This is a genomic window from Streptomyces cellostaticus (genome assembly GCF_001513965.1).
Taxonomy (GTDB): domain Bacteria; phylum Actinomycetota; class Actinomycetes; order Streptomycetales; family Streptomycetaceae; genus Streptomyces; species Streptomyces cellostaticus.
Genome location: NZ_KQ948015.1, coordinates 395,662 through 417,794, shown reverse-complemented (window position 1 = coordinate 417,794; position 22,133 = coordinate 395,662). Strand labels below are relative to the sequence as shown.

Genomic DNA, 22,133 nt, shown 5'->3' with positions numbered 1-22,133 from the left:
ACGTTGTACACCGTACGAGCGGGCCGGGAAGGCTGTCAACGCCATTAAATTCGCGCGCTCTCCGGGGCCCACGATTCGCGTCGGATTTCTGCCGGCGTCCGCCCTGTCGGGGCTGTTTGACTTGCCCGCATGACGCTTCAGCACCCGCTCCACGACCGCGCTCTCGCCTTCCGTGCCCTGCACGTGCCCGGCCGCCCCCTCGTCCTGCTGACCGGCTCGACCGTGACCGTGCGCCGGCGGCCGTCGCCCGCATCGTGGCTGCTGTAGGGGTGCCGGTCAGCGCCGACATCGGGGGCGGCTGTGCCGAGGATGCCGCCGGGGTCGCCGACACCGTCGATGCGGTGCTCACCGCGGGCGCGGTCGGCGTCAACATCGAGGACGCCCGCCATGAGGCGGGTGGTGAGCCGCTGCGGCCGGTCGCCGAGCAGGCGAGCGAAGCGAAATGGGGGTCCCCCCGGACGAAGTCCGGGGGGAGGATTGCCGCGGCGCGTGCGGCCGCCGACCAGGCGGGCGTGCCGCTGTTCATCAACGGCCGGATCGACATCTTCCTGCGCGGCGCCGGGGGAGGGGACCCGGCCCTGGAGCGGGCCGCCGCCTTCCGGGCCGCGGGCGCCGACGGGATCTTCGTCCCCGGGGCCGTCGACCCGGAGACCGTCAAGGCGCTCGTCGCGGGCGTCGACGGGCCGCTCAACGTGATGGTGGGCCCCGGTGCGCCGTCGGTCGCCGAACTGGCCGCTCTCGGTGTCGCCCGGATCAGTGCGGGCGCGGGCCTCGCCCAGGCCGCCCACGCCCTCGTCCGCCGTGCCGCGCGGGAGCTGCTGCGGGAGGGGACGTACGGAGCGCTGACCGGCGGGTTCGACTACGGCGAGCTGAACACGCTGCTCACCCGCGGGTAGTGCGTCAGCAGGCGTCCCGCATCAGCTCGGCCAGGCCGTGGTCGAGGTCCAGCTGAAGGTGCTCCAGACCGACGGGTACCAGGTCGCCGGTCGCCTCCAGGAACCGCCGGATCTCGCCGGAACGCACGTGCACGATCGCGGTGCCCTCGGGCGCGTGGAACTCCAGTACGGTGCGGTCGTAGCCGTACGGCCGTACCCGGACGTCCCCGAAGCCCTCCGGGCCGTGCAGCCCGGCCGCGAGGAGTTCGCGGGAGAAGGTCCAGCAGACCTCGACGCCCTCCAGGGTGGCCGGGGCCGGGAAGGTCATGCGGACGGCGAACGGGTCGCTCCGGTCGTAGCGCAGCGTGGCGGGAATGCTCTGCATGCGCGGCGCGGCAGCGACGAGGCGGGCCTCTACGGGCTGCTCGATGACGGTGGACAACACCTTGCTCCCTTGTGACGGCTGGACGTACTTCCGGGCGGGTGAGGCCTGGCACTGGAAGAGACGAAAGAATCGGCCAATCCGTGCACGCCGGGAACGAGTGACCTCGGTCACCGCGTTCATGCACGGGTGTGCAGCCGTGAGGTCCTCTGGACGGCGGCGGACCGGTGGGCTAGCTTCGCCCGCCATGAGGCGTTCGGGGAGCACGCGAGGCAGGGGACGGACGGGCCGGCTGGTGGCGGCGGGGGTGGCGTGCGGGGCGGCGCTGGCCGCGCTGACGGTCCCGGCCGCCGAGGCACGGCCGCTCGGCGAGGCGGCCGGGCACGGGGCGGCGAAGAGCCAGGGGGCCGTGCACTGGGCGGCGAAGAACAGCGGCACCCCGCAGGTCCGCTTCCGCGGCCTGTCCGCCGTCGACCGCGACACCGCCTGGCTGGCCGGTACCGGCGGCACCGTGCTGCGCACCACGGACGGCGGGGCAAGCTGGCGAAACGTCTCTCCGCCGGGTGCGGCCGACCTCCAGTTCCGGGACGTCGAGGCGTTCGACGCGCGGCGCGCGGTGGTCCTGGCCATCGGCGAGGGCGAGGCCTCCCGGGTGTACCGCACCGACGACGGCGGAGCGACCTGGACGGAGTCCTTCCGCAACACCGACCCGAAGGCCTTCTACGACTGCCTCGCCTTCTTCGACCGCCGTCACGGCCTCGCCATGAGCGACCCCGTGGACGGCAGGTTCCGCATCCTGTCCACCCATGACGGCGGCCGCTCCTGGCAGGTGCTGCCCGCCGACGGCATGCCGGCCGCCCTGGACGGCGAGGCGGGCTTCGCCGCGAGCGGCCAGTGCCTGGTCACCTCCGGCCCGAAGGACGTCTGGCTGGCCACCGGCGGCGGTGCCCGCGCGCGCGTGCTGCACTCCGCCGACCGCGGCCTGACCTGGACGGCCGCCGACACGCCGGTTCCGGCCGGGGATCCGGCCCGTGGCGTGTTCGCGCTCGCCTTCCGGGACCGCACGCACGGCCTCGCGGTCGGCGGCGACTACCGCCCCGACCAGTCCTCACCGCAGGCCGCAGCGGTCACCGCCGACGGCGGCCGCACCTGGCGGCCGGCCACCGCCCCGCCGCCCGCCTACCGCTCCGGCGCCGCCTGGCTCCCGCACAGTCGCACCGCCGCTCTCGCCGTCGGCCCGACCGGCACCGATGTGACCACCGACGGCGGCCGCACCTGGCGCACCCTCGACACCGGCTCGTACGACACCGTGGACTGCACCCCCGACCTGAGCTGCTGGGCAGCCGGGGAGAAGGGGCGGGTGGCCCGGCTGGAACGCTGACGTGAGCGCTCGGAACCCGGGTACTCGCTTCCTACGGGAAGCGAGGAAGGGAGCGATCGTGCCCGCCGGTTCAGGCTCCAAGCGCGAGCGTCAGTACGAGCACATCAAGAAGAGCGCGCAGGACCGGGGCGAGAGCACCGAGCGCGCCAAGGAGATCGCCGCGCGGACCGTGAACAAGGAACGCGCCCGCTCCGGCGAGTCCAAGACCGCGAGCCGCAGCTCGACCCAGGACATGTCGTCCGGCAAGCGCGGCGGCCAGCGGTCGGGCAAGGGGTCCCAGGGCCCGACCTACGACCAGCTGTACAACGAGGCGAAGCAGCGCGGCATCGAGGGCCGTTCGGACATGAACAAGGCGCAGCTGCAGCGCGCGCTGAACGCGAAGAAGGGCTGAGCCGCCGGGCTCAGCTCAGCGTCTGCCGGTGGTCTGCCAGTTCGGGGGCCGTCTTCGTGGCGATGAACTCCGTGACGCGGTACGCGCACACCCCTGCGGCCACGAACGGATCGCCCGCGACGACCTCCTCGATACGGGTGCGGTCCTCGGCGACGGCCAGGATCATCCCGCCGTCGCGGGGGTTCTTGCGCCCGGAGGCCAGGAAGAAGCCTTTCTCGTACTGCTCCTCCAGCCAGGTCACATGCGCCGGCAGGACGGCGTCCACGGCATCGAGCGGGGCGGTGTAGGTCAGCTCCAGTACGAACATGATCGCGAGCCTACCCCCGGGGCCCGACGGGCCGTCCGCGGGCCGTACAGTCGGGGGCACCATGACGACCGTAGGGGTACCCGCGGGCTGGCCCGCGACCGAGGAAGAGGCCCGCGCCGTACAGGACCGGCTGCGCGGGCGGGTGGTGCTCGACGAGCCGGGGCCGCCGCCCGGCACGGGCCGGGTCACGGGTGTCGACGTCGCCTACGACGACGACCGCGACCTGGTCGCCGCGGCGGCCGTCGTCCTGGACGCGGCCACTTTGGAGGTCGTCGCGGAGACGACGGCCGTCGGCCGGATCTCGTTCCCGTACGTTCCCGGACTGCTCGCCTTCCGCGAGATCCCGACCGTGCGGGCCGCCCTGGACGCCCTGCCCTGCCCGCCCGGCCTGGTGGTGTGCGACGGCTACGGCCTCGCCCACCCGCGCCGCTTCGGCCTCGCCAGCCACCTCGGCGTGCTCACCGGTCTGCCGACCATCGGCGTCGCCAAGAACCCGTTCACCTTCACGTACAACGACCCGGGGCCCGGGCGGGGCAGTGCCGCACCGCTCCTTTCGGGGACCGAGGACGTCGGCCGCGCCCTGCGCACCCGGGACGGCGTCAAGCCGGTGTTCGTCTCCGTAGGCCACCGTGTGAGCCTCGACAACGCCCTCGCGCACACACTGGCGCTGACGCCCGCGTACCGGCTGCCCGAGACCACGCGCAGGGCGGACGCGCTGTGCCGGCGGGCGCTTCAGGAAGCGACCGCGGGAGCGGCTCAGGAGGCGTCCATGCGCCAGGCGCCGACTTCCTGATACTGCGAGTCGTGGACGGCGGAGCCGTCGCCGGGTTCCAGGGCGTAGTGGTGGAGATTGCCGCCCCAGTAGCGCAGGATCCGCCCCAGCTCGCCGGCCCGGTCCGCCGCCGACGCGCCCTCGTCCACGGTCACTTCCAGCACGAACTTCACTTCTGTTCCGCCTCCTTCGGCCTGGGATTCCAGCGTCTCATTGAACTTCCCGGTGAAGCTTTCGAGCGCGTGGCCGCAGGTGGCTCGGTATTCCGGGCTCGGAAAGTCTCAAGTACGGGAGCAGGGCGGCCGGACCCGGCTGAGTACGTCGACTGAGTACGCGTACGGATGTGCCCGAGACCGCCCCACCGGCAGGCTGGCCCGCATGACGACACACCGTCCCGCCAAGCCCGTGACCGACTCGGCCCCGTCCGTCGAGCGCGCCGTGACGGCCGCCCTGATCCTCGCCGTGGTGGCGGGGCTCGCCTGGATCGGCGGGATGCTCTGCACGCTGCTGGGGTGGCAGCTGTAACACCTGAGACCTACCGGCCGGCCGCCACCCGGAAGGTGATGCCCGCCGCGCGCAGCCGCTCGGTCAGCGCATCGCCCATCGCGGTGGCCGTGGTGACCTGCCCGGCGGTCGGCGGCAGCTCGTCGAAGGCCAGGCTCAGGGCCGCCTCGGCGAACATCTTCGCCGTCTCGTCGTAGCCCGGGTCGCCACCCGCGACCTCGGTGAAGACACGCTGCCCGCCGCCCTCGCCCACGAAGCGCACCTTGAACCAGCTCTGCGCCCGCTTCTGGGGGCCCGGCCCGTCCCCGGGCCTGAGCCGGTCCGACAACCAGCGGCGGGCGGGCGGCAGCTGGGCGGCGGCCGCGAGCGCGCCGATCGCGGCGACGCCGCCCGCGGCGACCGGCAGGTGCCTGACCGCCGCATAGTGCCGGTAGCGGAAATCGGGGCCGTACCGCTCCAGCGCCTTCGCCGAGCGGCGCACGATCTGCGGGTCGATGGTCGGCAGCGGCAGCGCCCAGGCGCCGACCTCCTTGGCGAATCGCGGCGCGCCCGTCGGTGCCGCCACCCGGCGCCCCATCAGGCGCGGCTCGTGCCGGCCGCGTTCACGGGCCGCGGCGGCCATCTGCCGGCCGCGCGCGAGCTGGTTCAGCGCCGACGCCAGCGTGCCGCCGGAGAAGGCGGCGTCCGCGGTCACGAACCCGTCCACGGTCAGCGGCACCCCGTGCGGCAGCTGCCGGACCGTGAAGTACACGCCCAGGTCGTGCGGCACGGAGTCGAATCCGCAGGCGTGCACCAGCCGGGCGCCCGTCTCACGCGCGCGTGCGTCGTGCCGGACGTACATCAGGTCGACGAACTCCGGCTCGCCGGTGAGGTCGAGGTAGTCGGCCCCGCTGTCCGCGCAGGCGGCGAGGAGTTCCTCGCCGTAGGTGACGTACGGGCCCACTGTCGTGGCCACCACGCGCGCGTGCTCCGCGAGCGCGCGCAGCGTGGCCGGTTCGTTCACATCGGCCCGCAGCACCCCGATGTCCGAGGCGCCGGGCAGCCTCTCGCGCAGCCGCTCCAGCTTCCGTTCGTCACGGCCCGCGATCGCCCAGCGCAGGTCCTCGGGGGCATGTGCGGCGAGGTACTCCGCCGTCAGCGCGCCGACGAAGCCGGTGGCCCCGAAGAGCACGATGTCGTAGGGACGGTCCGTCCTTTTCAGCCTGCTCATGACACCCCTTGATCGTGCAGCCCGCGCCGCTGTCGGTGGCTGAGGCTAGCGTGAACAGTGCGGACCCCGGACACGGCCTCGGCGGGGCCGGCCGGGCATTTGGCTAAGCGCTTGCTCGTTCAGGTCTTGTGCCCGGTGGAACGCGTTCTTAGCATCACTGGTGTTACATCAGTTGTGTCACATGGGCTTGGGGGCAGGACGACATGACGACGGCAGCGACGCCGAGGACGTCGGGGCACGGCCCGCTCAGCGGCGTGCGCGTGGTGGAGCTGGCCGGCATCGGGCCGGGGCCGTTCGCCGCCATGCTCCTCGCGGACCTGGGCGCCGACGTGGTCCGGGTGGACCGCCCGGGCGGCCCGGGCCTCGCGATCGACCCCGCCCACGACATCACGAACCGCAACAAACGCTCGGTCGTCGTCGACCTCAAGGCCCCGGACGGCCCCGCACGCGTGCTGGACCTGGCCGAACGGGCCGACATCCTCATCGAGGGCTACCGCCCCGGGGTGGCCGAGCGGCTCGGTGTCGGCCCCGGGGACTGCCACGCCCGCAACCCCCGTCTGGTCTACGGCCGCATGACCGGCTGGGGCCAGGACGGCCCCCTCGCCGACCGCGCGGGCCACGACGTGGCGTACATCGCCCTCACCGGCACCCTCGGCATGATCGGCCGCCCGGACGAGCCGCCGGCCGTCCCCGCCAACCTGCTCGGCGATTACGCGGGCGGCTCTCTCTACCTGGTCGTCGGCGTCCTCGCCGCCCTGCACCACGCCCGCGCGAGCGGCACCGGACAGGTCGTGGACGCGGCCATCGTGGACGGCACCGCGCACCTGTCCGCGATGATCCACGGCATGCTGGCCGCCGGCGGCTGGCAGGACCGGCGCGGCGCCAACCTCCTGGACGGCGGCTGCCCGTACTACGGCACCTACGAGACCGCCGACGGCGGGTACATGGCGGTCGGCGCCCTGGAGGCGCGGTTCTACGAGGAGTTCCTGCACCGGCTCGGCCTGGACGACCTGGCCCCGGCCCGCAAGGACTGGACCCGCTGGGGCGAGCTGCGCGAACGCGTCGCCGCCCGCTTCAAGTCCCGTAGCCGCGACGAGTGGACGGCCCTCTTCGAGGGCTCGGACGCCTGTGTGGCGCCCGTCCTGTCCCTCGGCGAGGCCCCGCACCACCCGCACCTGGCCGCCCGCGGCACCTTCAGCCACCACGGCGGCATCACCCAGCCGGCCCCCGCCCCCCGCTTCTCCGCGACCCCGACGACCGTCCGCACCGGCCCCGCCCTGCCGGGCGCCGGCACGGAGACGGTGGCGCGGGACTGGGGCATACCTGACCTCGTGAACGACGACCTGGTCCCGGACGGCGACTGAGCCCGCCCGACCGACGACTCCCGCCCGGCCCACCCTCCCGAAAGGCACCCCAGTGAGCACCGAAGCGTACGTGTACGACGCGATCCGCACCCCGCGCGGCCGCGGCAAGGCGAACGGCGCCCTGCACGGCACGAAGCCCATCGACCTGGTCGTCGGCCTCATCCACGAGATCCGCGACCGCTTCCCGGGCCTCGACCCGGCCGCGGTCGACGACATCGTGCTCGGTGTCGTCGGGCCGGTCGGCGACCAGGGCTCCGACATCGCCCGGATCGCCGCGATCGCCGCCGGACTGCCGGACACGGTCGCGGGCGTCCAGGAGAACCGCTTCTGTGCCTCGGGCCTGGAGGCCGTCAACCTGGCCGCCGCCAAGGTCCGCTCGGGCTGGGAGGACCTGGTGCTGGCCGGTGGCGTGGAGTCGATGTCCCGGGTGCCCATGGCCTCGGACGGCGGCGCCTGGTTCAACGACCCGATGACCAACCTGGCCGTCAACTTCGTGCCGCAGGGCATCGGCGCCGACCTCATCGCCACCATCGAGGGCTTCTCCCGGCGGGACGTGGACGAGTACGCGGCCCTGTCCCAGGAGCGCGCCGCCACCGCCTGGAAGGAAGGCCGCTTCGAGCGTTCCGTGGTCCCCGTCAAGGACCGCAGCGGCCTGGTCGTCCTGGACCACGACGAGCACCTGCGCCCCGGCACCACCGCCGACTCCCTCGCCAAGCTCAAGCCGTCGTTCGCTGACATCGGTGAGCTGGGCGGCTTCGACGCTGTCGCGCTGCAGAAGTACCACTGGGTGGAGAAGATCGACCACGTCCACCACGCGGGCAACTCCTCCGGCATCGTGGACGGCGCCTCGCTCGTCGCGATCGGCTCCAAGGAGGTCGGCGAGCGCTACGGCCTGACCCCGCGCGCGCGGATCATCTCCGCCGCCGTCTCCGGCTCCGAGCCCACCATCATGCTCACCGGCCCGGCCCCTGCCACCCGCAAGGCGCTGGCCAAGGCCGGGCTGACCATCGACGACATCGACCTGGTCGAGATCAACGAGGCGTTCGCCGCGGTCGTGCTGCGCTTCGTGAAGGACATGGGCCTCACGCTGGACAAGGTCAACGTCAACGGCGGCGCCATCGCCCTCGGCCACCCGCTCGGCGCGACCGGCGCGATGATCCTCGGCTCGCTCATCGACGAACTGGAGCGCCAGGACAAGCGGTACGGCCTCGCCACCCTGTGCGTGGGCGGCGGCATGGGCATCGCCACCATCGTCGAGCGCATCTGAACTCCCCGCGGAATCACGAGACTTCAACGGAGACGACTGTCATGACCGAGAGCACCACCATCCGCTGGGAGCAGGACGACACCGGTGTCGTCACCCTCGTCCTGGACGACCCCAACCAGTCCGCGAACACCATGAACCAGGCGTTCCGCGACTCCCTCGCCGCGATCACCGACCGCCTGGAAGCCGAGCAGGACTCGATCCGCGGCATCATCTTCACCTCCGCGAAGAAGACCTTCTTCGCCGGCGGTGACCTGCGCGACCTGATCCGGGTCACGCCCGAGACCGCCCAGGAGCTGTTCGACGGCGGCCTCGCCATCAAGCGCAACCTGCGCCGCATCGAGACCCTCGGCAAGCCGGTCGTCGCCGCGATCAACGGCGCCGCCCTGGGCGGCGGTTTCGAACTGGCCCTCGCCTGCCACCACCGGGTCGCCCTCGACACCTCCGGCACCAAGATCGGTTGCCCCGAGGTGACCCTCGGCCTGCTCCCCGGAGGCGGCGGAGTCGTCCGTACCGTACGGCTGCTGGGCATCGCGGACGCCCTGCTGAAGGTGCTCCTGCAGGGCACGCAGTACAACGCGCGCCGCGCCCAGGAGAACGGCCTCGTTCACGAGGTCGCCGCCACACCGGAGGAACTGCTCACCAAGGCCCGGGCCTTCGTCGACGCCAACCCCGAGTCGCAGCAGCCCTGGGACAAGCCGGGCTACAAGATCCCCGGTGGTACGCCCGCCAACCCCAAGTTCGCCGCCAACCTGCCCGCCTTCCCGGCCACCCTGCGCAAGCAGACGAACGGCGCCCCCTACCCGGCGCCGCGCAACATCCTCGCCGCGGCCGTCGAGGGCGCCCAGGTCGACTTCGAGACCGCCCAGGTCATCGAGGCCCGCTACTTCGTGGAACTGGCCGCCGGGCAGACCTCGAAGAACATGATCCAGGCGTTCTTCTTCGACCTGCAGGCCGTCAACTCCGGCGCGAACCGCCCCAAGGGCATCGAGCCCCGCCAGGTCCGCAAGGTCGCCGTCCTCGGTGCCGGCATGATGGGCGCGGGCATCGCCTACTCGTGCGCCCGCGCCGGCATCGACGTCGTCCTCAAGGACGTCTCCCTGGAGTCGGCCGTCAAGGGCAAGGGCTACTCCGAGAAGCTGTGCGCCAAGGCCGTCGCCAAGGGCCGTACCAGCCAGGAGAAGGCGGACGCGCTGCTGGCCCGCATCACCCCCACCGCCGAGGCGGCCGACCTCGCGGGCTGCGACGCGGTGATCGAGGCCGTCTTCGAGGACACGACGCTCAAGCACAAGGTCTTCCAGGAGATCGAGGCCGTCGTCGCCCCGGACGCGCTGCTGTGCTCCAACACCTCCACCCTGCCCATCACCGCCCTTGCCGAGGGCGTGGAGCGGCAGACCGACTTCATCGGACTGCACTTCTTCTCGCCCGTCGACAAGATGCCCCTGGTCGAGATCATCAAGGGCGAGCGCACCGGCGACGAGGCCCTTGCGCGCGCGTTCGACCTCGTCCGGCAGATCAACAAGACGCCGATCGTCGTCAACGACTCGCGCGGCTTCTTCACCTCCCGGGTGATCGGTCACTTCATCAACGAGGGCGTCGCCATGGTGGGCGAGGGCATCGAGCCCGCCTCCGTGGAGCAGGCCGCCGCCCAGGCCGGCTACCCGGCCAAGGTGCTCTCCCTCATGGACGAGCTGACCCTCACCCTCCCGCGCAAGATCCGGAACGAGACGAAGCGGGCCGTGGAGGAGGCGGGCGGCACCTGGTCCGCGCACCCGGCTGAGGCGGTCATCGACCGCATGGTCGACGAGTTCGGCCGCACCGGCCGCAGCGGCGCTGCCGGCTTCTACGACTACGCGGAGGACGGCAAGCGGGCCGGGCTGTGGCCGGGCCTGCGCGAGCACTTCACCCGGCCCGGCTCCGAGATCCCGTTCCGGGACATGCAGGAGCGGATGCTCTTCTCCGAGGCACTCGACACCGTACGGCTCCTCGAAGAGGGCGTCCTGACCTCCGTCGCCGACGCCAACATCGGCTCTGTCTTCGGCATCGGCTTCCCGGGCTGGACCGGCGGTGTGCTCCAGTACATCAACGGCTACGAAGGCGGCCTGTCCGGATTCGTGGCACGCGCGCGTGAACTCGCCGAGCGCTACGGCGACCGGTTCACCCCGCCCGCGCTGCTCGTGGAGAAGGCCGAGAAGGGGGAGCGGTTCAGCGACTCAGCCGGTTCGTGACCCGGTGAGCCACTCGCTCAGCTCTTCCCGCAGCGATCGCTGGAACGTCGTCAGCAGCGCCTGCACCACCAGGGGGTGCATGTGCGCCGACAGGGACTTCACATCCCGTGCGTCACGCTCCGCCACCTCGCCACGGAAGAGCTGAGCGAGCTCGTGGGCCGCGGCGCGCGAGTGCTCGATGAGCACCTTGCGCGCCGCGAGGATCGCATCCTGCGACAGCGGTACGTCCAGGAGCCGGACGCCGAGCCGCAGCAGCCCGGAATCGACACGGAACGTGTCCCCGTCCCCTCGCATGACGACACTCATCGCCTCCAGCCGCTCGACGTCCTCGGCGGCGAGCGGCCGTCCCGCCCGCCGCTCGAGTTCCCGCCGCGACACCGTCTCCACCAGGTCCGGTGCCCACGAGGCGACCACCGCGCGGTGGATGGCGAGGTCGTGCGGGGTGAGGTCCGGCGGCAGCTGCCCCAGGTACCGCTCGATCGCCGCGAGCGTCATGCCCTGCTGCTGCAACTCCTCGATGAGGGCCAGCCGTGCCACGTGCCCGGGCCCGTAGTGACCCACCCGGCGCGGACCGATCACCGGCGGCGGGAGCAGCCCCTTGCTGCCGTAGAAGCGGATGGTGCGGACCGTGACGCCCGCCTGGGCGGCCAGCTCGTCGATGGTGAGGGCGGGCTCCCCGGTGTCGGTCGCCGCCTCGGTCGTCGCGTCGGTCGTCATGTGCAGCAGTATCGCTGTCTCACCACTGCTGTGACACCTCCACGGCAACGGCCGCACACAGGTGGGGGCCGGTCCGAGCGGACCGGCCCCGCGGGATCCTGACGACGACCGTCAGTCGTCCTGGTCGGGGGTCGGCGCCACGTCCGCACCCGGCACCTGGCCGGGCAGCAGCACCTTCCTGTCACCCGGGTAGGGCTTGGTGAAGTTGTTCGAGGAGTACCAGATGTCCCGGTTCTCCTGGGCCATGTTCACCATGTCCTCGGTCTTGAAGTCCTGCTTGGCCGACCACAGGGCCCAGGCCTTGGCCACCGCGCCCCCGGTCTGCGAGGGCTGCGGGTTCGTGGTGGTCAGCGGGATCTCGTTGGGCAGGTGGGTGTACGGCGTGAAGTCCGGCCGGTCGGTGAACGCGTCGTACATCGGCTCGGCCGCCATGTCCTGCTGGTTCATGGGCGGCAGGCCGAGGATCTGCTCGATGGTCCGCAGGACGTTCAGCTGGCTGTAGTAGCTGTGCACCACCTTGCCCCGTGCCGCGTACGGGCTGATCACGAGGGTCGGGTTGCGGTGGCCGTCGACATGGTCGACGCCGTTCTGCGAGTCGTCCTCGAGGACGAAGACCGCGGTGCTCTTCCAGTCCTTGCTGTGCGAGATGGTGTCCACGATGCGGCCGAGTGCCAGGTCGTTGTCGGCCACCTGCGCGGACGGCGTGATGGCGCCCGGTGCGGTGCCCGACGTGTGGTCGTCCATCAGCCACATCATGGTGAGTGCCGGGAGGTTGCCGTCCTTCTCGTACGTGTCGAAGACCGGCGCGAACAGGTCCGCCCGGTACTGGTCGGGGATGTTCAGGTCGAAGTCCGGGAAGTCCGGCTGGGTGATCTTCGCCAGCGACGGGATGTCCGTCTTCGGCTGGTAGGAGCCGACAGGGTAGTTCAGCGGCCCGGTGGCCCTGCCCTCCATCACCTGGGAGTCGTGGTACCACTTGGGCCAGCTGCCCGCGGCCGTGCCCTTGCCGCTCGCGTCCACGTAACTGTCGGTCTGCTCGCCCCAGTTGGTGACCGACCTGCCGTGCTTGAGCGCGTTGTCCCAGATCCAGCCGGACTTCACGTCGCTCAGCGGGTCGCCGGTCTGGTACGACCGGGTGTAGTTGCCGTACATCTGCTGCAGGTAGTTGTTGACGAACGCCTGGTTCAGCCAGTGGTGGCCCTCGGCGGAGTTGGTGCCGTCCGAGTACAGGTTGTCGATGAGCGGGTATGTGCCGGCCAGCGCGTGGATGTTCGGCGTGACCCTCTTGCCGAACTGGGCCAGGCCCGGGTCGCCGTTGCCGCGCGGGTCGTCGCCGAGCACCTGGTCGTAGGTGCGGTTCTCCTTGACGATCAGGAACACGTGCTTGATCTTGGACGGGTCGCCCACGTGCAGCGGTACGGCCACCGGGGCGGCCTTTCCGCTGCCCGCGCGGTTGCGCTGCCGCAGCCCGTTCCACTGGTTGTTCCTGAACACCTGCTGGGTGTACTTGCGCATCTCCTGTGCGGTCGGGGGTACGACCGTCTGCACCGTGCCGACGAAGTTGTAGCCCAGGTGCGAGGTGGCGGGGTTCGTGCCGGTGCCCTCGTCGACGGTGCCGTTCGCCCCGACGGAGCCGAGGCCTTGCTCGCTGGCCACCACCAGCCGGCCCAGCCGGTCGTCCTCGGCCAGCCCCGTGGGGAAGGACCCGGTCGGAATCAGGCCTTCGAAGGCGGGCTGGGTATAGGCGTCCTTGTACTGGTAGACGGCGACAGCGTTGTCGCGGCCCAGGCTCACGGCCAGGTGGGTGGCGTCCAGCATGGCCAGGCCGTTGGGCTGCGCGCCGTACGGGGCGCCGGGCGCCGGGTTGGCCGCGAAGGTGCGGCCCACCTGCTGCTTGGCGGTGTCGATGCTGGTCACCGAGTCGTCGTCGGTGTTGGTGACGACCAGGGTCCGGCCCACCGCGAGCAGGGCACTGGGTTCCAGGCCCACCTTGAAGGTCCTGACCTGCTGACCGGAGGCCAGGTCGACCTCGGACACCGTGCCGGTGGAGGGGATGGCGTCGTCGTTGTCGGTGACGACGGCCGTGCCGTACGAGTCGCCGGTCCGGTCGCCGGGCCGGGCGGGACGGCCGCCCTGGTTGCTCACGTACGCCTTGCCGTCGGTCACCACGACACTGTTCGGTACGTTGCCGACCGCGATCTGCCGCGTGACGGTGTTCGTGGTCGTGTCGACGACGCCCAGGGTGTTGTCGGCGCTCAGCGTCACCAGCAGATCGGTGCCGTTCGGCGCGAAGGCGAGGCCGGCCGGCACGGCCTGGCGGCCGCCGGCTCCCGGCAGCCTGACGGTGACCGGGTGGGACAGGGTGCCGTCGGCCGCGACGTCGTAGCGGATCAGGCCGGCGGGCTGTGCGGCCCACAGGTGCTTGCCGTCGGGGGAGTAGACGATGCCCCCGTCGGAGATCTTTCCGCTGCCCACCTGCTGGAGCACCTTGTGCCCGACCAGGTCGAAGACGGTGACGATGCCGGTGGTGGCACCGCCCGTGTTGAGGCTGGCGGCCGTCTTCCCGTCCGGATCGAGGGCCAGCCCGAACGGGCGGCCGTTCTCCTTGATGACGTCGCCGACGGGCGTGACGAACTGGTTGTTGTGCGTCAGGTACGCCCCGTCCGCCTGCTTGCCCACGATTTTGTCGCCGAGCGGAGTGTTCCCGAAGCCACCCTCGGCGTAGGTGAACCCCGCAGCTGTCGCCGCGAGGGCGAGTACGGCGGTCACGACCAGCGTTTTCCCGGAAATTCTCGGTCTGCGCATGAATGCGAAATTAGAGCTGCGCCGAGGACGGGGTCCCGAAAGTCGTCTGTACGCCGCATGAATACCTGAGAGGCCGGCGGGGAAGCCTTTGCCTTCCCTTTAAAACGCTGCCTGACCAGGTGATTTTATGGAGCGCAATTCCAGAGATGTGCCGATTTAAGATGAATTTCCGAGCGCTGGAATCGGCCGGTCCGGAAGAACGGTAATCAACGGAGGGCCGTAGCGCCGGTGAAGGAGTAAAGGCCCATCCTGCCCATGCTTTGCAGCCCGTTGGGGTTTTGTGAGAAACGCCGCTGTGTGACATGGGTCATCGCATGGGCGGCGATCTTCCTGGGAAGCTGCTGTCTTGGTCTGTGCCGCAACCCACCGGGGTGGTGTGGGCCGATCTGTACGGACACCCGGGCCCACGAGGTCTGGGCGCACCAGGAAGTGGTACCACCCGTGAGCAAGGACGCAGTGCAGTCGGCACCGGCCGCCGCCCATCCCCAGGCGGCCCAGACGCCCGCGGACGCGGGCGACGCCGGCTACAGCAAGGACCTCAAGGCCCGCCACGTCAACATGATCGCCATCGGCGGCGCCATCGGCACCGGCCTCTTCCTGGGCGCCGGCGGCCGCCTGCACAACGCGGGCCCGGCGCTCGCCCTGGCCTACCTGGTCTGCGGCGTCTTCGCCTTCTTCGTCGTCCGGGCCCTGGGCGAGCTGGTCCTCTACCGCCCCTCCTCCGGCTCCTTCGTGTCGTACGCGCGCGAGTTCCTCGGCGAGAAGGGCGCCTACGTCGCCGGCTGGATGTACTTCCTGAACTGGTCGACCACCGGCATCGCCGACATCACCGCGATCGCGCTCTACACGCACTACTGGAGCATGTTCACGTCCATCCCGCAGTGGGTGCTGGCGCTGATCGCCCTCGCGGTGGTCCTCGCCGTGAACCTGATCTCGGTGAAGATCTTCGGCGAGATGGAGTTCTGGTTCGCGATCATCAAGGTCGCCACCCTGGTGAGCTTCATGTTCGTCGGTATCTTCCTGCTCGCCACCCAGCACGAGGTCGGCGGCCAGAAGCCGGGCCTGAGCGTCGTCACCGACCACGGCGGCGTCTTCCCGCACGGCATGATGCCGGTCGTCCTGGTCATGCAGGGCGTGATCTTCGCGTACGCCGCCCTGGAGCTGGTCGGCGTCGCCGCCGGCGAGACCGCCGAGCCGGAGAAGATCGTCCCGCGCGCGGTGAACTCGATCATGTGGCGCGTGGGCCTGTTCTACGTCGGCTCCGTCGTGCTGCTCGCCCTGCTGCTGCCCGGCTCGGTGTACTCCGCCGACCAGAGCCCGTTCGTCACGGTCCTGTCGAAGATCGGCGTCCCGGCGGCCGGTGACGTGATGAACCTGGTCGTGCTGACCGCCGCGATGTCCTCGCTGAACTCCGGCCTCTACTCCACCGGCCGCATCCTGCGCTCGATGGCCATGGCGGGCTCCGCCCCCAAGTTCACCGCGCGCATGAACCGCAGCCAGGTCCCCTACGGCGGCATCCTGCTGACCTGCGCGGTCTGCGTGCTCGGCGTCGGCCTGAACTACCTGATGCCCAGCCAGGCCTTCGAGATCGTGCTGAACGTCGCCTCCCTCGGCATCATCAGCACCTGGGTGATCATCATGATCTGCCACCTGGTCTTCGTCCGCCGGGCCCGCGCGGGCCTGGTGACCCGGCCGCACTTCCAGCTGAAGTTCAGCCCCGTCACGGAGATCGCGACGATCGTCTTCCTGCTGGTCTGCCTCGGCATGATGTGGAACGACCCCGAGGTCGGCCGCAAGACCCTGCTGCTCATCCCGGTGATCGCCCTGCTGCTGGTCGGCGGCTGGTTCGGGGTGCGTCGCCGGGTCTCCCGCGAGGCCGACGAGGAACTGTCGCAGCTGACGAAGTAGCAGCTCAAGGCCACTGTCAGTGGCAGCGCCTACGGTGGCGTCATGTCGGAGATCAGGTATGTCCGAGGTGACGCCACCGTTCCGTCGGTCAAGGGCGTCAAGGTGATCGCCCATGTCTGCAACGACATCGGGGGCTGGGGGAAGGGCTTCGTCCTGGCGCTCTCGCGGCGCTGGCCGGAGCCCGAGGCGGCATACCGGGCGTGGCACCGCGACCGCGCCAGGAACGACTTCGGCCTGGGCGCGGTCCAACTCGTCAAGGTCGACCCCTATGTGTGGGTGGCCAGCATGGTCGGCCAGCGCGGCATCCGGACCGGCAGCAAGGGCGTCCCCGTCCGCTACGAGGCCATCGACACCGCCCTCGGCCGCCTCGCCGGCGAAGTGATCGAACTCGGCGCGTCGGTGCACCTGCCCCGCATAGGCTGCGGTCTGGCGGGCGGCAAGTGGTCCCGCATAGAGCCGCTCATCACCGAGCGACTGGTGAAGCGTGGCATCGCGGTGACGGTCTACGACCACGGGGAGGGCGCCGGATGACGGCACAAGAGGGTGCGATCGACGTTCTGGTACTGGGCGGAGCCGGGGTCGACACGATCGTGTACGTCCCCGAGCTGCCGCTCCCGTACGCCGACAGCTACCACATCGACTCCGGGATCCGCACCCGCGCCGGGCAGACCGGCGACTTCGTCGCGCTGGGCCTGGCCGCGCTCGGCCTGCGCACCCACCACCTCGACCTGCTCGGCGACGACCCCGAGGGCGACCTCGTCCGCGCCCTGCACCGGGAGCGGGGCATCGGGCTCACCGCACTCCCGCAACCCGCCGGGACCAAGCGCGCGGTCAACCTCGTAGGCCCGGACGGCCGGCGGCTGTCCCTCTACGACACCAGCCGCGCCCACCCCGACGACCGCTTCCCCGAGGAGACGCTGCGCAGACTGGCCGCGGCGGGCCGGCACATCCACGTGACCATCACCCAGCCGTGCTCCCACGCCCTGCCGGTGCTGATCGAGACGGGCGTACCCCTCTCCACGGACCTGCACGACTGGGACGGCGAGAACCCGTACCACGAGCCGTTCGCGCTCGCGGCCGACGTCGTCTTCCTCTCCGCGGCCGCACTGACCGACCCCGAGCACACCATGCGGCGCATCGCCGAGCGGGGCCGGGCCGAGGCCGTCGTCGCCACCGCGGGCGCCGAGGGCGCGTATCTGCTGGCGGACGGCGAGCTGACCCGGATCCCTGCGGTGGCCCCGCCCGCGCCGGTGGTCGACTCCAACGGCGCGGGCGACGCCTTCGCCGCCGCGTTCCTCTACGGCCGCCTCACCGGCGAGCCGCCCCTGCGGTGCGCCCTGTACGGCGCGGTCGCCGGGGCGTACGCCTGCACAGTCCCGGCCACCCGCGCGGGGGCGATAGACCGGGACGAACTGCTCGAGCAGGCGGACCGGACGAGACCCTGAGGCCCCTGGGGCATCAGTGCCCGTGCACGTCGTTCGTCGCCTCGATCTTCTTCCACGACTTCGGCCGGCCGACGGCCGTACCCGCCTTCGCGAGGGACGCCGCGCGGGCCGCGGGCGCGGCCGGCTTCGACGGCTGGAACAGCCAGGTGTCGAACAGCGCGGCCAGCGGCTTGCCGGAGACCTGCTCGGCGTACTTCTGGAAGTCGGCCACCGAGGCGTTGCCGTACGCGTGGTCCTTCGGCCAGCCCTTCAGGAGGGCGAAGAACGCATCGTCACCGATCTCGTTGCGCAGCGCCTGGATGGCGAGCGCACCCCGGTCGTAGACGGGGAGGTCGAACTGGCCGTCCGGGCCCGGGTCGCCGGGCTTGACCGTCCAGAACGCGTCGCCGGACGGGTGGGAGTTGTACACGTAGTCGGCGAGTTCCCGGGTGGTGCCCTCGCCCTCGTGCTCGGACCACAGCCACTGCGCGTACCGCGCGAAGCCCTCGTTGATCCAGATGTCCTTCCAGCCCTTCAGCGACACGTCGTCGCCGTACCACTGGTGGGCCAGCTCGTGCACGACCACCGAGGTGTTGGAGCCGTTCGCGAACTGCTTCGGGCTGTAGTAGACACGCGTCTGCGTCTCCAGCGCGTACCCGGTGGTGGTGTTGGGGACATAGCCGCCGGCCGAGCTGAACGGATACGGCCCGAAGTAGCCGCTCAGCCAGTCCACGATCTCCCCGGTGCGCTCCACGCTCGCCCGTGCGGCTCCGTCGTTGTCGCCGAGATCCTTGCTGTAGGCGTTGATGACCGGCACCCCGCCCTCGGAGGTGCTGGTGGTGATGTCGAACTTCCCGACCGCAAGGGTGGCCAGATAGGTCGCCTGGGGCTTGTTCTGCCGCCAGTTGTAGCGGGTCCAGCCCAGCTTCGAACTGGTCGACTGGAGCGTGCCGTTGGAGATGGCCTGGGTGCCGTCCGGGACGGCCACCGACACGTCGTAGGTGGCCTTGTCGCTCGGGTGGTCGTTGCTCGGGAACCACCACCAGGCGGCCTCGGGCTCGTCCGCGGCCACCGCGCCGTCGGGCGTGCGGTGCCAGGTGTTGAAACCGGGGGCGCTCTTCGTCGACGGCACTCCGCTGTAGCGGACGACTACGGTGACCGGCGTACCCTTGGCGAGCGGTGTCTTCGGGGTGATCACCAGTTCGTGCGGGCCGGACGTCGTGAAGGACGCCTTGGCGCCGTTGACCCGCACCTCGCTCACGTCCAGCAGGAAGTCCAGGTCGAAGCTGGACAGGTCCTGCGTGGTCTTCGCCAGGACGGTGGCCGTGCCCTGCAACTCGTCCGTCTTCGGCTGGTACTGCAGCCTCAGGTCGTAGTGCGAGACGTCGTAGCCACCGTTGCCGTAGTCGGGGTAGTAGGGGTCGCCGATGCCCGGCGCGCCGGGGGTGTAACTCGCGGCCGATGCCGGGATCGCCAGCAGGAGGGAGGCCGCCGCGAGTGCGCCCGGCGCGATGATTCTGCGGTGCACGTCAGCTCCAAGTCGTCGGGACAGGAAGTCTGTTCGGAGCCTATTCAGTCCCTGTGGCCGCTGACCTGTCCATGGCCCCTCCTGTCACACGATCGCCATTCAGCCGTCACGCGCCACGTGAGGCTCTTCGATGCTCTCAGCTGTCCTCTTCTGCACGGGAGTTGACCGGGGTACCGTCCGCGCATGCCGATAAGCACACCGATACGCACGCGCTTCACGATCTGGAGAACGCTCGCGACCGCGGCCGTCACAGCCCTGACGGCCGCCTTCCTCACCCCTGCTGCCGCGCATGCCGCGCCACCCCGTGAGAGCCGGCCCGTCTACTCCTACGCACACGCCGTCCGCGAGGCGGTCTGGGTGGACACCGGCCTCGACGGCGACGGCGACGGGAAGACCGACCGCGTCGCCGCCGACATCGTCCGGCCCGCCGAACCGGCCCGCCAGGGCCGCAAGGTGCCGGTCATCATGGACGCCAGCCCGTACTACTCCTGCTGCGGCCGCGGCAACGAGAGCCAGAAGAAGACGTACGACGCGCACGGCCACGTCGTCCGGATGCCGCTGTTCTACGACAACTACTTCGTGCCCCGCGGCTACGCCTTCGTCGGCGTCGACCTGGCCGGTACCAACCGCTCCGACGGCTGCGTCGACGTCGGCGGCCGCTCCGACATCCAGTCCGCGAAGGCGGTCGTCGACTGGCTGAACGGCCGCGCCACGGCCTACACGACCCGGACCGGCACCAGAACCGTCAAGGCGAGCTGGACCAACGGCAGAACCGGCATGATCGGCAAGAGCTGGGACGGCACGATCGCCAACGGCGTCGCGGCCACCGGCGTCAAGGGCCTGAAGACGATCGTCCCGATCAGCGGCATCTCCTCCTGGTACGACTACTACTTCGCCCAGGGCGCCCCGCTGTACGACGGCGGCCCCGACCAGCTGGCCGGCTACGTCGAGAGCGGCGACGCCGCGGCCCACTGCGCGGCCGAACACAAGAAACTCGCCGACGGCAGCCCGCGCACCGGGGACTGGACCCCGCTGTGGACCGAGCGGAACTACGTCACGGACGCGGCCAAGGTGCGGGCCAGCGTGTTCCTCGTGCACGGTATGCAGGACCTCAACGTGCGTACCAAGCACTTCGGCCAGTGGTGGGACGCCCTCGCCCAGCACGGTGTCGAGCGCAAGATCTGGCTCTCCCAGACCGGGCACGTCGACCCCTTCGACTACCGGCGCGGCGCCTGGGTCGACACCCTGCACCGCTGGTTCGACCACGAGCTCCTCGGCTACGACAACGGTATCGACCGCGAGCCGATGGCCGACATCGAACGCCACCCCGACCAGTGGGTCACCTCCAAGGTCTGGCCGCCGCACGGCACCCGGTCCACCACGCTCCGCCCGGCCCCCGGTACCACTCCCGGCGTCGGCACCCTCGGTCTCGGCCCGGCCACCGGCACCGAGACCTTCACCGACGACCCGAAGCTGAGCGAGACCGACTGGGCGGCCCACCTCACCACCCCCACCCCGGAGAAGGCCGGCTTCATCACCGCGCCCCTCACCCGCGACCTGCGCCTGTCCGGCTCCTCCACGGTGACCGTGACCGCCACACCCACCACCTCCTCGGCCCACCTGTCCGCCGTCCTGGTGGACCTCGGCCCGGACACCATCCGCGACTACGCCGACGGCGCCGAGGGGATCACCACCCTCACCGACCGCAGTTGCTGGGGCGAGAGCACGGCCGGGGACAGCGCCTGCTTCAAGAACACCAAGGCGAAGACGACCGCCGTCGACGACACGGTGCTCAGCCGCGGCTGGGCCGACCTCGGCCACTACGCCTCGCTCGACCACGGCGTCCCGCTGACCCCGGGCACGGCGTACACGATGACCCTGTCCCTGGCGGCCACCGACCACGTCATCCCCAAGGGCCACCGCCTGGCGCTGATCGTCGCCGGCACGGACAAGGACCTCATCGACCCGCCGTCCACCAAGCCGACCCTCACCCTGGACCTGTCCCGTACGACGGCCAGGATCCCGCTGGTCGGCGGCGCCGCGGCGTTCGCCCGGGCCACGTCCGGCAGCACGTCGGCCGCTCCCGAGGCGAAGGCCCTGGACGGCGTCCGCGCACCGCGTGCCGTCCGGCACATCCCCGCGAGCTGACCGCTCAGGCGGCCGGGTGAGCCAGCCCGGCCGCCGTTCGGGCGCAGCCCCAGGCCACCGTGACCCCGGCCCCGCCGTGCCCGTAGTTGTGCACCAGCACCCGCCCGTCCGGCAGCAGCTGTCGTTCCAGCCGTACGGCAGGCCGGGCGGGCCTGAGCCCCACCCGGTGCGCCAGCACCCGCGCCCCGGCGATCTCCGGCCGGACGGCCGCGCACCGCGCGACGATCGCCGCGGCCGTGGCGGGATCCGGCTCCAGGGACCAGGCGTCGTCCTCCGCCGTACCGCCCAGCAGCAGGCCGCCCGGCTGGGGGATGAAGTAGGTGGAGGTGTCGCTGGTGTGGCCGACGGAGGTGTACCAGGTCGTGATCCCCGGGTTCTCCACCACGACAAGCTGTCCGCGCACCGGATGCACCGCCGGATCCGGCACCAGCGACCGCGCCCCGAGCCCGCTGCAGTTGACCACGACACCGGCGGGCACGGCGGCCAGGTCCGTCACCTCCCGCTCCTCGACGGTGCCTCCCGCCTTCGCGAACCGCTCCCGCAGCCACGCCAGATGGACCGGCATGTCGATCACCGGCAGCCGCGCCGCCAGCCCGCCGGCCACCGCCCGCAGCCCCGGTACCCGGCCCGCCCACTCACCCAGCTCGTCCAGCCGTGTCCCCTCGTGTACGCCCTCGACCAGGCGTACGCCCGTCTCCTCGGGGCAGGTCGCCAACTCCTCGTACACACCGAGGGATTCCAGCGCCCACGCACCCACCAGCGGTTCGGGCTCGATCCGGTACGGCCACCACAGCCCGCCCGCGACCGCCGAGGTCGTGTGTTCGGCGGGCTCCCGCGCCCACACCCGTACCCGCCGCCCGGACTCGGCCAGGGCCACGGCCGTCGTCAGCCCGACGACCCCGCCACCGACCACGATCACCGTGTC

19 protein-coding genes and 1 pseudogene are annotated in these 22,133 nt (G+C 71.3%); 12 read left to right on the top strand and 8 right to left on the bottom strand.

Annotation, left to right across the window (positions count from 1 at the left end; all coding sequences use genetic code 11):
- Positions 1-129 precede the first annotated feature (129 nt).
- Positions 130-896, top strand: a pseudogene (locus AQI88_RS01830) (isocitrate lyase/phosphoenolpyruvate mutase family protein).
- A 4-nt stretch (positions 897-900) separates the two neighbouring features.
- Here the strand turns inward: AQI88_RS01830 and ssgD are convergent.
- Complete coding sequence (ssgD, locus tag AQI88_RS01825; RefSeq protein WP_066990618.1) at positions 901-1,317, bottom strand: spore wall synthesis regulator SsgD; 417 nt, start codon at positions 1,315-1,317, stop codon at positions 901-903.
- 187 nt (positions 1,318-1,504) lie between these two features.
- Here ssgD and AQI88_RS01820 point away from each other — a divergent pair, with 187 nt between their 5' ends.
- Together AQI88_RS01820 and AQI88_RS01815 are read left to right on the top strand one after the other, a co-directional pair.
- Positions 1,505-2,638: a WD40/YVTN/BNR-like repeat-containing protein gene (locus AQI88_RS01820; protein ID WP_208615693.1), complete on the top strand. Its 1,134-nt coding sequence runs from the start codon at positions 1,505-1,507 to the stop codon at positions 2,636-2,638.
- Between the two features lie 58 nt (positions 2,639-2,696).
- The gene (locus AQI88_RS01815) at positions 2,697-3,029 is read left to right on the top strand and encodes a plasmid stabilization protein (protein ID WP_066990615.1); all 333 of its coding nucleotides are present in this window, start codon (positions 2,697-2,699) and stop codon (positions 3,027-3,029) included.
- A 10-nt stretch (positions 3,030-3,039) separates the two neighbouring features.
- Here AQI88_RS01815 and AQI88_RS01810 read toward each other — a convergent pair whose 3' ends face one another.
- Positions 3,040-3,336 carry a YciI family protein gene (locus AQI88_RS01810; RefSeq protein WP_066990612.1) on the bottom strand — a complete coding sequence of 99 codons (297 nt, stop codon included), beginning with the start codon at positions 3,334-3,336 and terminating at the stop codon, positions 3,040-3,042.
- Positions 3,337-3,397: 61 nt separating this feature from the next.
- Between AQI88_RS01810 and AQI88_RS01805 the strand changes: the two genes are divergently transcribed.
- On the top strand, positions 3,398-4,129 hold the full coding sequence (locus AQI88_RS01805; RefSeq protein WP_066990609.1) for an endonuclease V: 732 nt from the start codon (positions 3,398-3,400) through the stop codon (positions 4,127-4,129).
- Here AQI88_RS01805 and AQI88_RS01800 read toward each other — a convergent pair.
- Complete coding sequence (locus AQI88_RS01800; protein WP_066990605.1) at positions 4,093-4,281, bottom strand: hypothetical protein; 189 nt, start codon at positions 4,279-4,281, stop codon at positions 4,093-4,095. The two genes, AQI88_RS01805 and AQI88_RS01800, sit on opposite strands and share 37 nt — an antisense overlap.
- A 205-nt stretch (positions 4,282-4,486) precedes the next feature.
- On the opposite strand from AQI88_RS01800, the gene mmpA reads away from it, so the two are divergent.
- On the top strand, positions 4,487-4,633 hold the full coding sequence (mmpA, locus tag AQI88_RS46490; RefSeq protein ID WP_167357436.1) for a morphogenic membrane protein MmpA: 147 nt from the start codon (positions 4,487-4,489) through the stop codon (positions 4,631-4,633).
- Positions 4,634-4,643: 10 nt separating this feature from the next.
- On the opposite strand, the gene AQI88_RS01795 is transcribed toward mmpA, so the two are convergent.
- Positions 4,644-5,822, bottom strand: coding sequence for a saccharopine dehydrogenase family protein (locus AQI88_RS01795; RefSeq protein WP_066990602.1), 1,179 nt, complete (start codon positions 5,820-5,822; stop codon positions 4,644-4,646).
- Between the two features lie 203 nt (positions 5,823-6,025).
- Here AQI88_RS01795 and AQI88_RS01790 point away from each other — a divergent pair, with 203 nt between their 5' ends.
- Genes AQI88_RS01790 through AQI88_RS01780 form a run of 3 tightly spaced genes read left to right on the top strand, consistent with a single transcriptional unit; the run spans position 6,026 to position 10,678 of the window.
- On the top strand, positions 6,026-7,186 hold the full coding sequence (locus AQI88_RS01790; RefSeq protein WP_066990600.1) for a CaiB/BaiF CoA transferase family protein: 1,161 nt from the start codon (positions 6,026-6,028) through the stop codon (positions 7,184-7,186).
- Positions 7,187-7,238: 52 nt separating this feature from the next.
- Positions 7,239-8,453 (top strand): acetyl-CoA C-acetyltransferase, encoded by a 1,215-nt coding sequence (locus AQI88_RS01785; protein WP_066990599.1) that lies wholly within the window; start codon positions 7,239-7,241, stop codon positions 8,451-8,453.
- Between the two features lie 41 nt (positions 8,454-8,494).
- Complete coding sequence (locus AQI88_RS01780) at positions 8,495-10,678, top strand: 3-hydroxyacyl-CoA dehydrogenase NAD-binding domain-containing protein (protein WP_066990597.1); 2,184 nt, start codon at positions 8,495-8,497, stop codon at positions 10,676-10,678.
- Here AQI88_RS01780 and AQI88_RS01775 read toward each other — a convergent pair.
- A complete protein-coding gene (locus AQI88_RS01775; RefSeq protein ID WP_066990594.1) occupies positions 10,664-11,395 on the bottom strand; it encodes a MerR family transcriptional regulator in 732 nt (243 codons plus the stop codon). The two genes, AQI88_RS01780 and AQI88_RS01775, sit on opposite strands and share 15 nt — an antisense overlap.
- A gap of 111 nt (positions 11,396-11,506) precedes the next feature.
- Positions 11,507-14,200, bottom strand: coding sequence for a bifunctional YncE family protein/alkaline phosphatase family protein (locus AQI88_RS01770; RefSeq protein WP_066990591.1), 2,694 nt, complete (start codon positions 14,198-14,200; stop codon positions 11,507-11,509).
- Between the two features lie 441 nt (positions 14,201-14,641).
- Between AQI88_RS01770 and AQI88_RS01765 the strand changes: the two genes are divergently transcribed.
- From AQI88_RS01765 to AQI88_RS01755, 3 genes are read left to right on the top strand one after another with little or no spacing between them, the layout of a single operon-like run.
- Positions 14,642-16,108, top strand: coding sequence for an amino acid permease (locus AQI88_RS01765; RefSeq protein WP_066990588.1), 1,467 nt, complete (start codon positions 14,642-14,644; stop codon positions 16,106-16,108).
- Between the two features lie 42 nt (positions 16,109-16,150).
- Complete coding sequence (locus tag AQI88_RS01760; protein WP_066990586.1) at positions 16,151-16,639, top strand: macro domain-containing protein; 489 nt, start codon at positions 16,151-16,153, stop codon at positions 16,637-16,639.
- On the top strand, positions 16,636-17,553 hold the full coding sequence (locus AQI88_RS01755) for a PfkB family carbohydrate kinase (protein WP_066990583.1): 918 nt from the start codon (positions 16,636-16,638) through the stop codon (positions 17,551-17,553). The genes AQI88_RS01760 and AQI88_RS01755 overlap by 4 nt, the downstream gene beginning before the upstream one ends.
- Before the next feature lie 13 nt (positions 17,554-17,566).
- On the opposite strand, the gene AQI88_RS01750 is transcribed toward AQI88_RS01755, so the two are convergent.
- Entirely contained in the window at positions 17,567-19,060 is a 1,494-nt protein-coding gene (locus AQI88_RS01750; protein WP_066990581.1) for a M1 family metallopeptidase, read from the bottom strand.
- Between the two features lie 183 nt (positions 19,061-19,243).
- Between AQI88_RS01750 and AQI88_RS01745 the strand changes: the two genes are divergently transcribed.
- Positions 19,244-21,208, top strand: coding sequence for a Xaa-Pro dipeptidyl-peptidase (locus AQI88_RS01745; protein ID WP_066990578.1), 1,965 nt, complete (start codon positions 19,244-19,246; stop codon positions 21,206-21,208).
- A 4-nt stretch (positions 21,209-21,212) separates the two neighbouring features.
- On the opposite strand, the gene AQI88_RS01740 is transcribed toward AQI88_RS01745, so the two are convergent.
- Positions 21,213-22,127, bottom strand: a complete 915-nt coding sequence (locus AQI88_RS01740) for an FAD-dependent oxidoreductase (RefSeq protein ID WP_066991566.1) — start codon at positions 22,125-22,127, stop codon at positions 21,213-21,215.
- Positions 22,128-22,133 lie beyond the last annotated feature (6 nt).

Excerpts from the sequence above, each read along its gene's own strand:
- AQI88_RS01780 (WP_066990597.1), top strand. The coding sequence starts at position 8,495 with ATGACCGAGAGCACCACCATCCGCTGGGAGCAGGACGACACCGGTGTC.
- AQI88_RS01795 (WP_066990602.1), bottom strand. The coding sequence starts at position 5,822 with ATGAGCAGGCTGAAAAGGACGGACCGTCCCTACGACATCGTGCTCTTC.
- AQI88_RS01820 (WP_208615693.1), top strand. The coding sequence starts at position 1,505 with ATGAGGCGTTCGGGGAGCACGCGAGGCAGGGGACGGACGGGCCGGCTG.
- AQI88_RS01755 (WP_066990583.1), top strand. The coding sequence starts at position 16,636 with ATGACGGCACAAGAGGGTGCGATCGACGTTCTGGTACTGGGCGGAGCC.
- AQI88_RS01775 (WP_066990594.1), bottom strand. The coding sequence starts at position 11,395 with ATGACGACCGACGCGACGACCGAGGCGGCGACCGACACCGGGGAGCCC.
- AQI88_RS01810 (WP_066990612.1), bottom strand. The coding sequence starts at position 3,336 with ATGTTCGTACTGGAGCTGACCTACACCGCCCCGCTCGATGCCGTGGAC.
- AQI88_RS01805 (WP_066990609.1), top strand. The coding sequence starts at position 3,398 with ATGACGACCGTAGGGGTACCCGCGGGCTGGCCCGCGACCGAGGAAGAG.
- mmpA (WP_167357436.1), top strand. The coding sequence starts at position 4,487 with ATGACGACACACCGTCCCGCCAAGCCCGTGACCGACTCGGCCCCGTCC.
- AQI88_RS01790 (WP_066990600.1), top strand. The coding sequence starts at position 6,026 with ATGACGACGGCAGCGACGCCGAGGACGTCGGGGCACGGCCCGCTCAGC.
- AQI88_RS01745 (WP_066990578.1), top strand. The coding sequence starts at position 19,244 with ATGCCGATAAGCACACCGATACGCACGCGCTTCACGATCTGGAGAACG.
- AQI88_RS01770 (WP_066990591.1), bottom strand. The coding sequence starts at position 14,200 with ATGCGCAGACCGAGAATTTCCGGGAAAACGCTGGTCGTGACCGCCGTA.
- AQI88_RS01760 (WP_066990586.1), top strand. The coding sequence starts at position 16,151 with ATGTCGGAGATCAGGTATGTCCGAGGTGACGCCACCGTTCCGTCGGTC.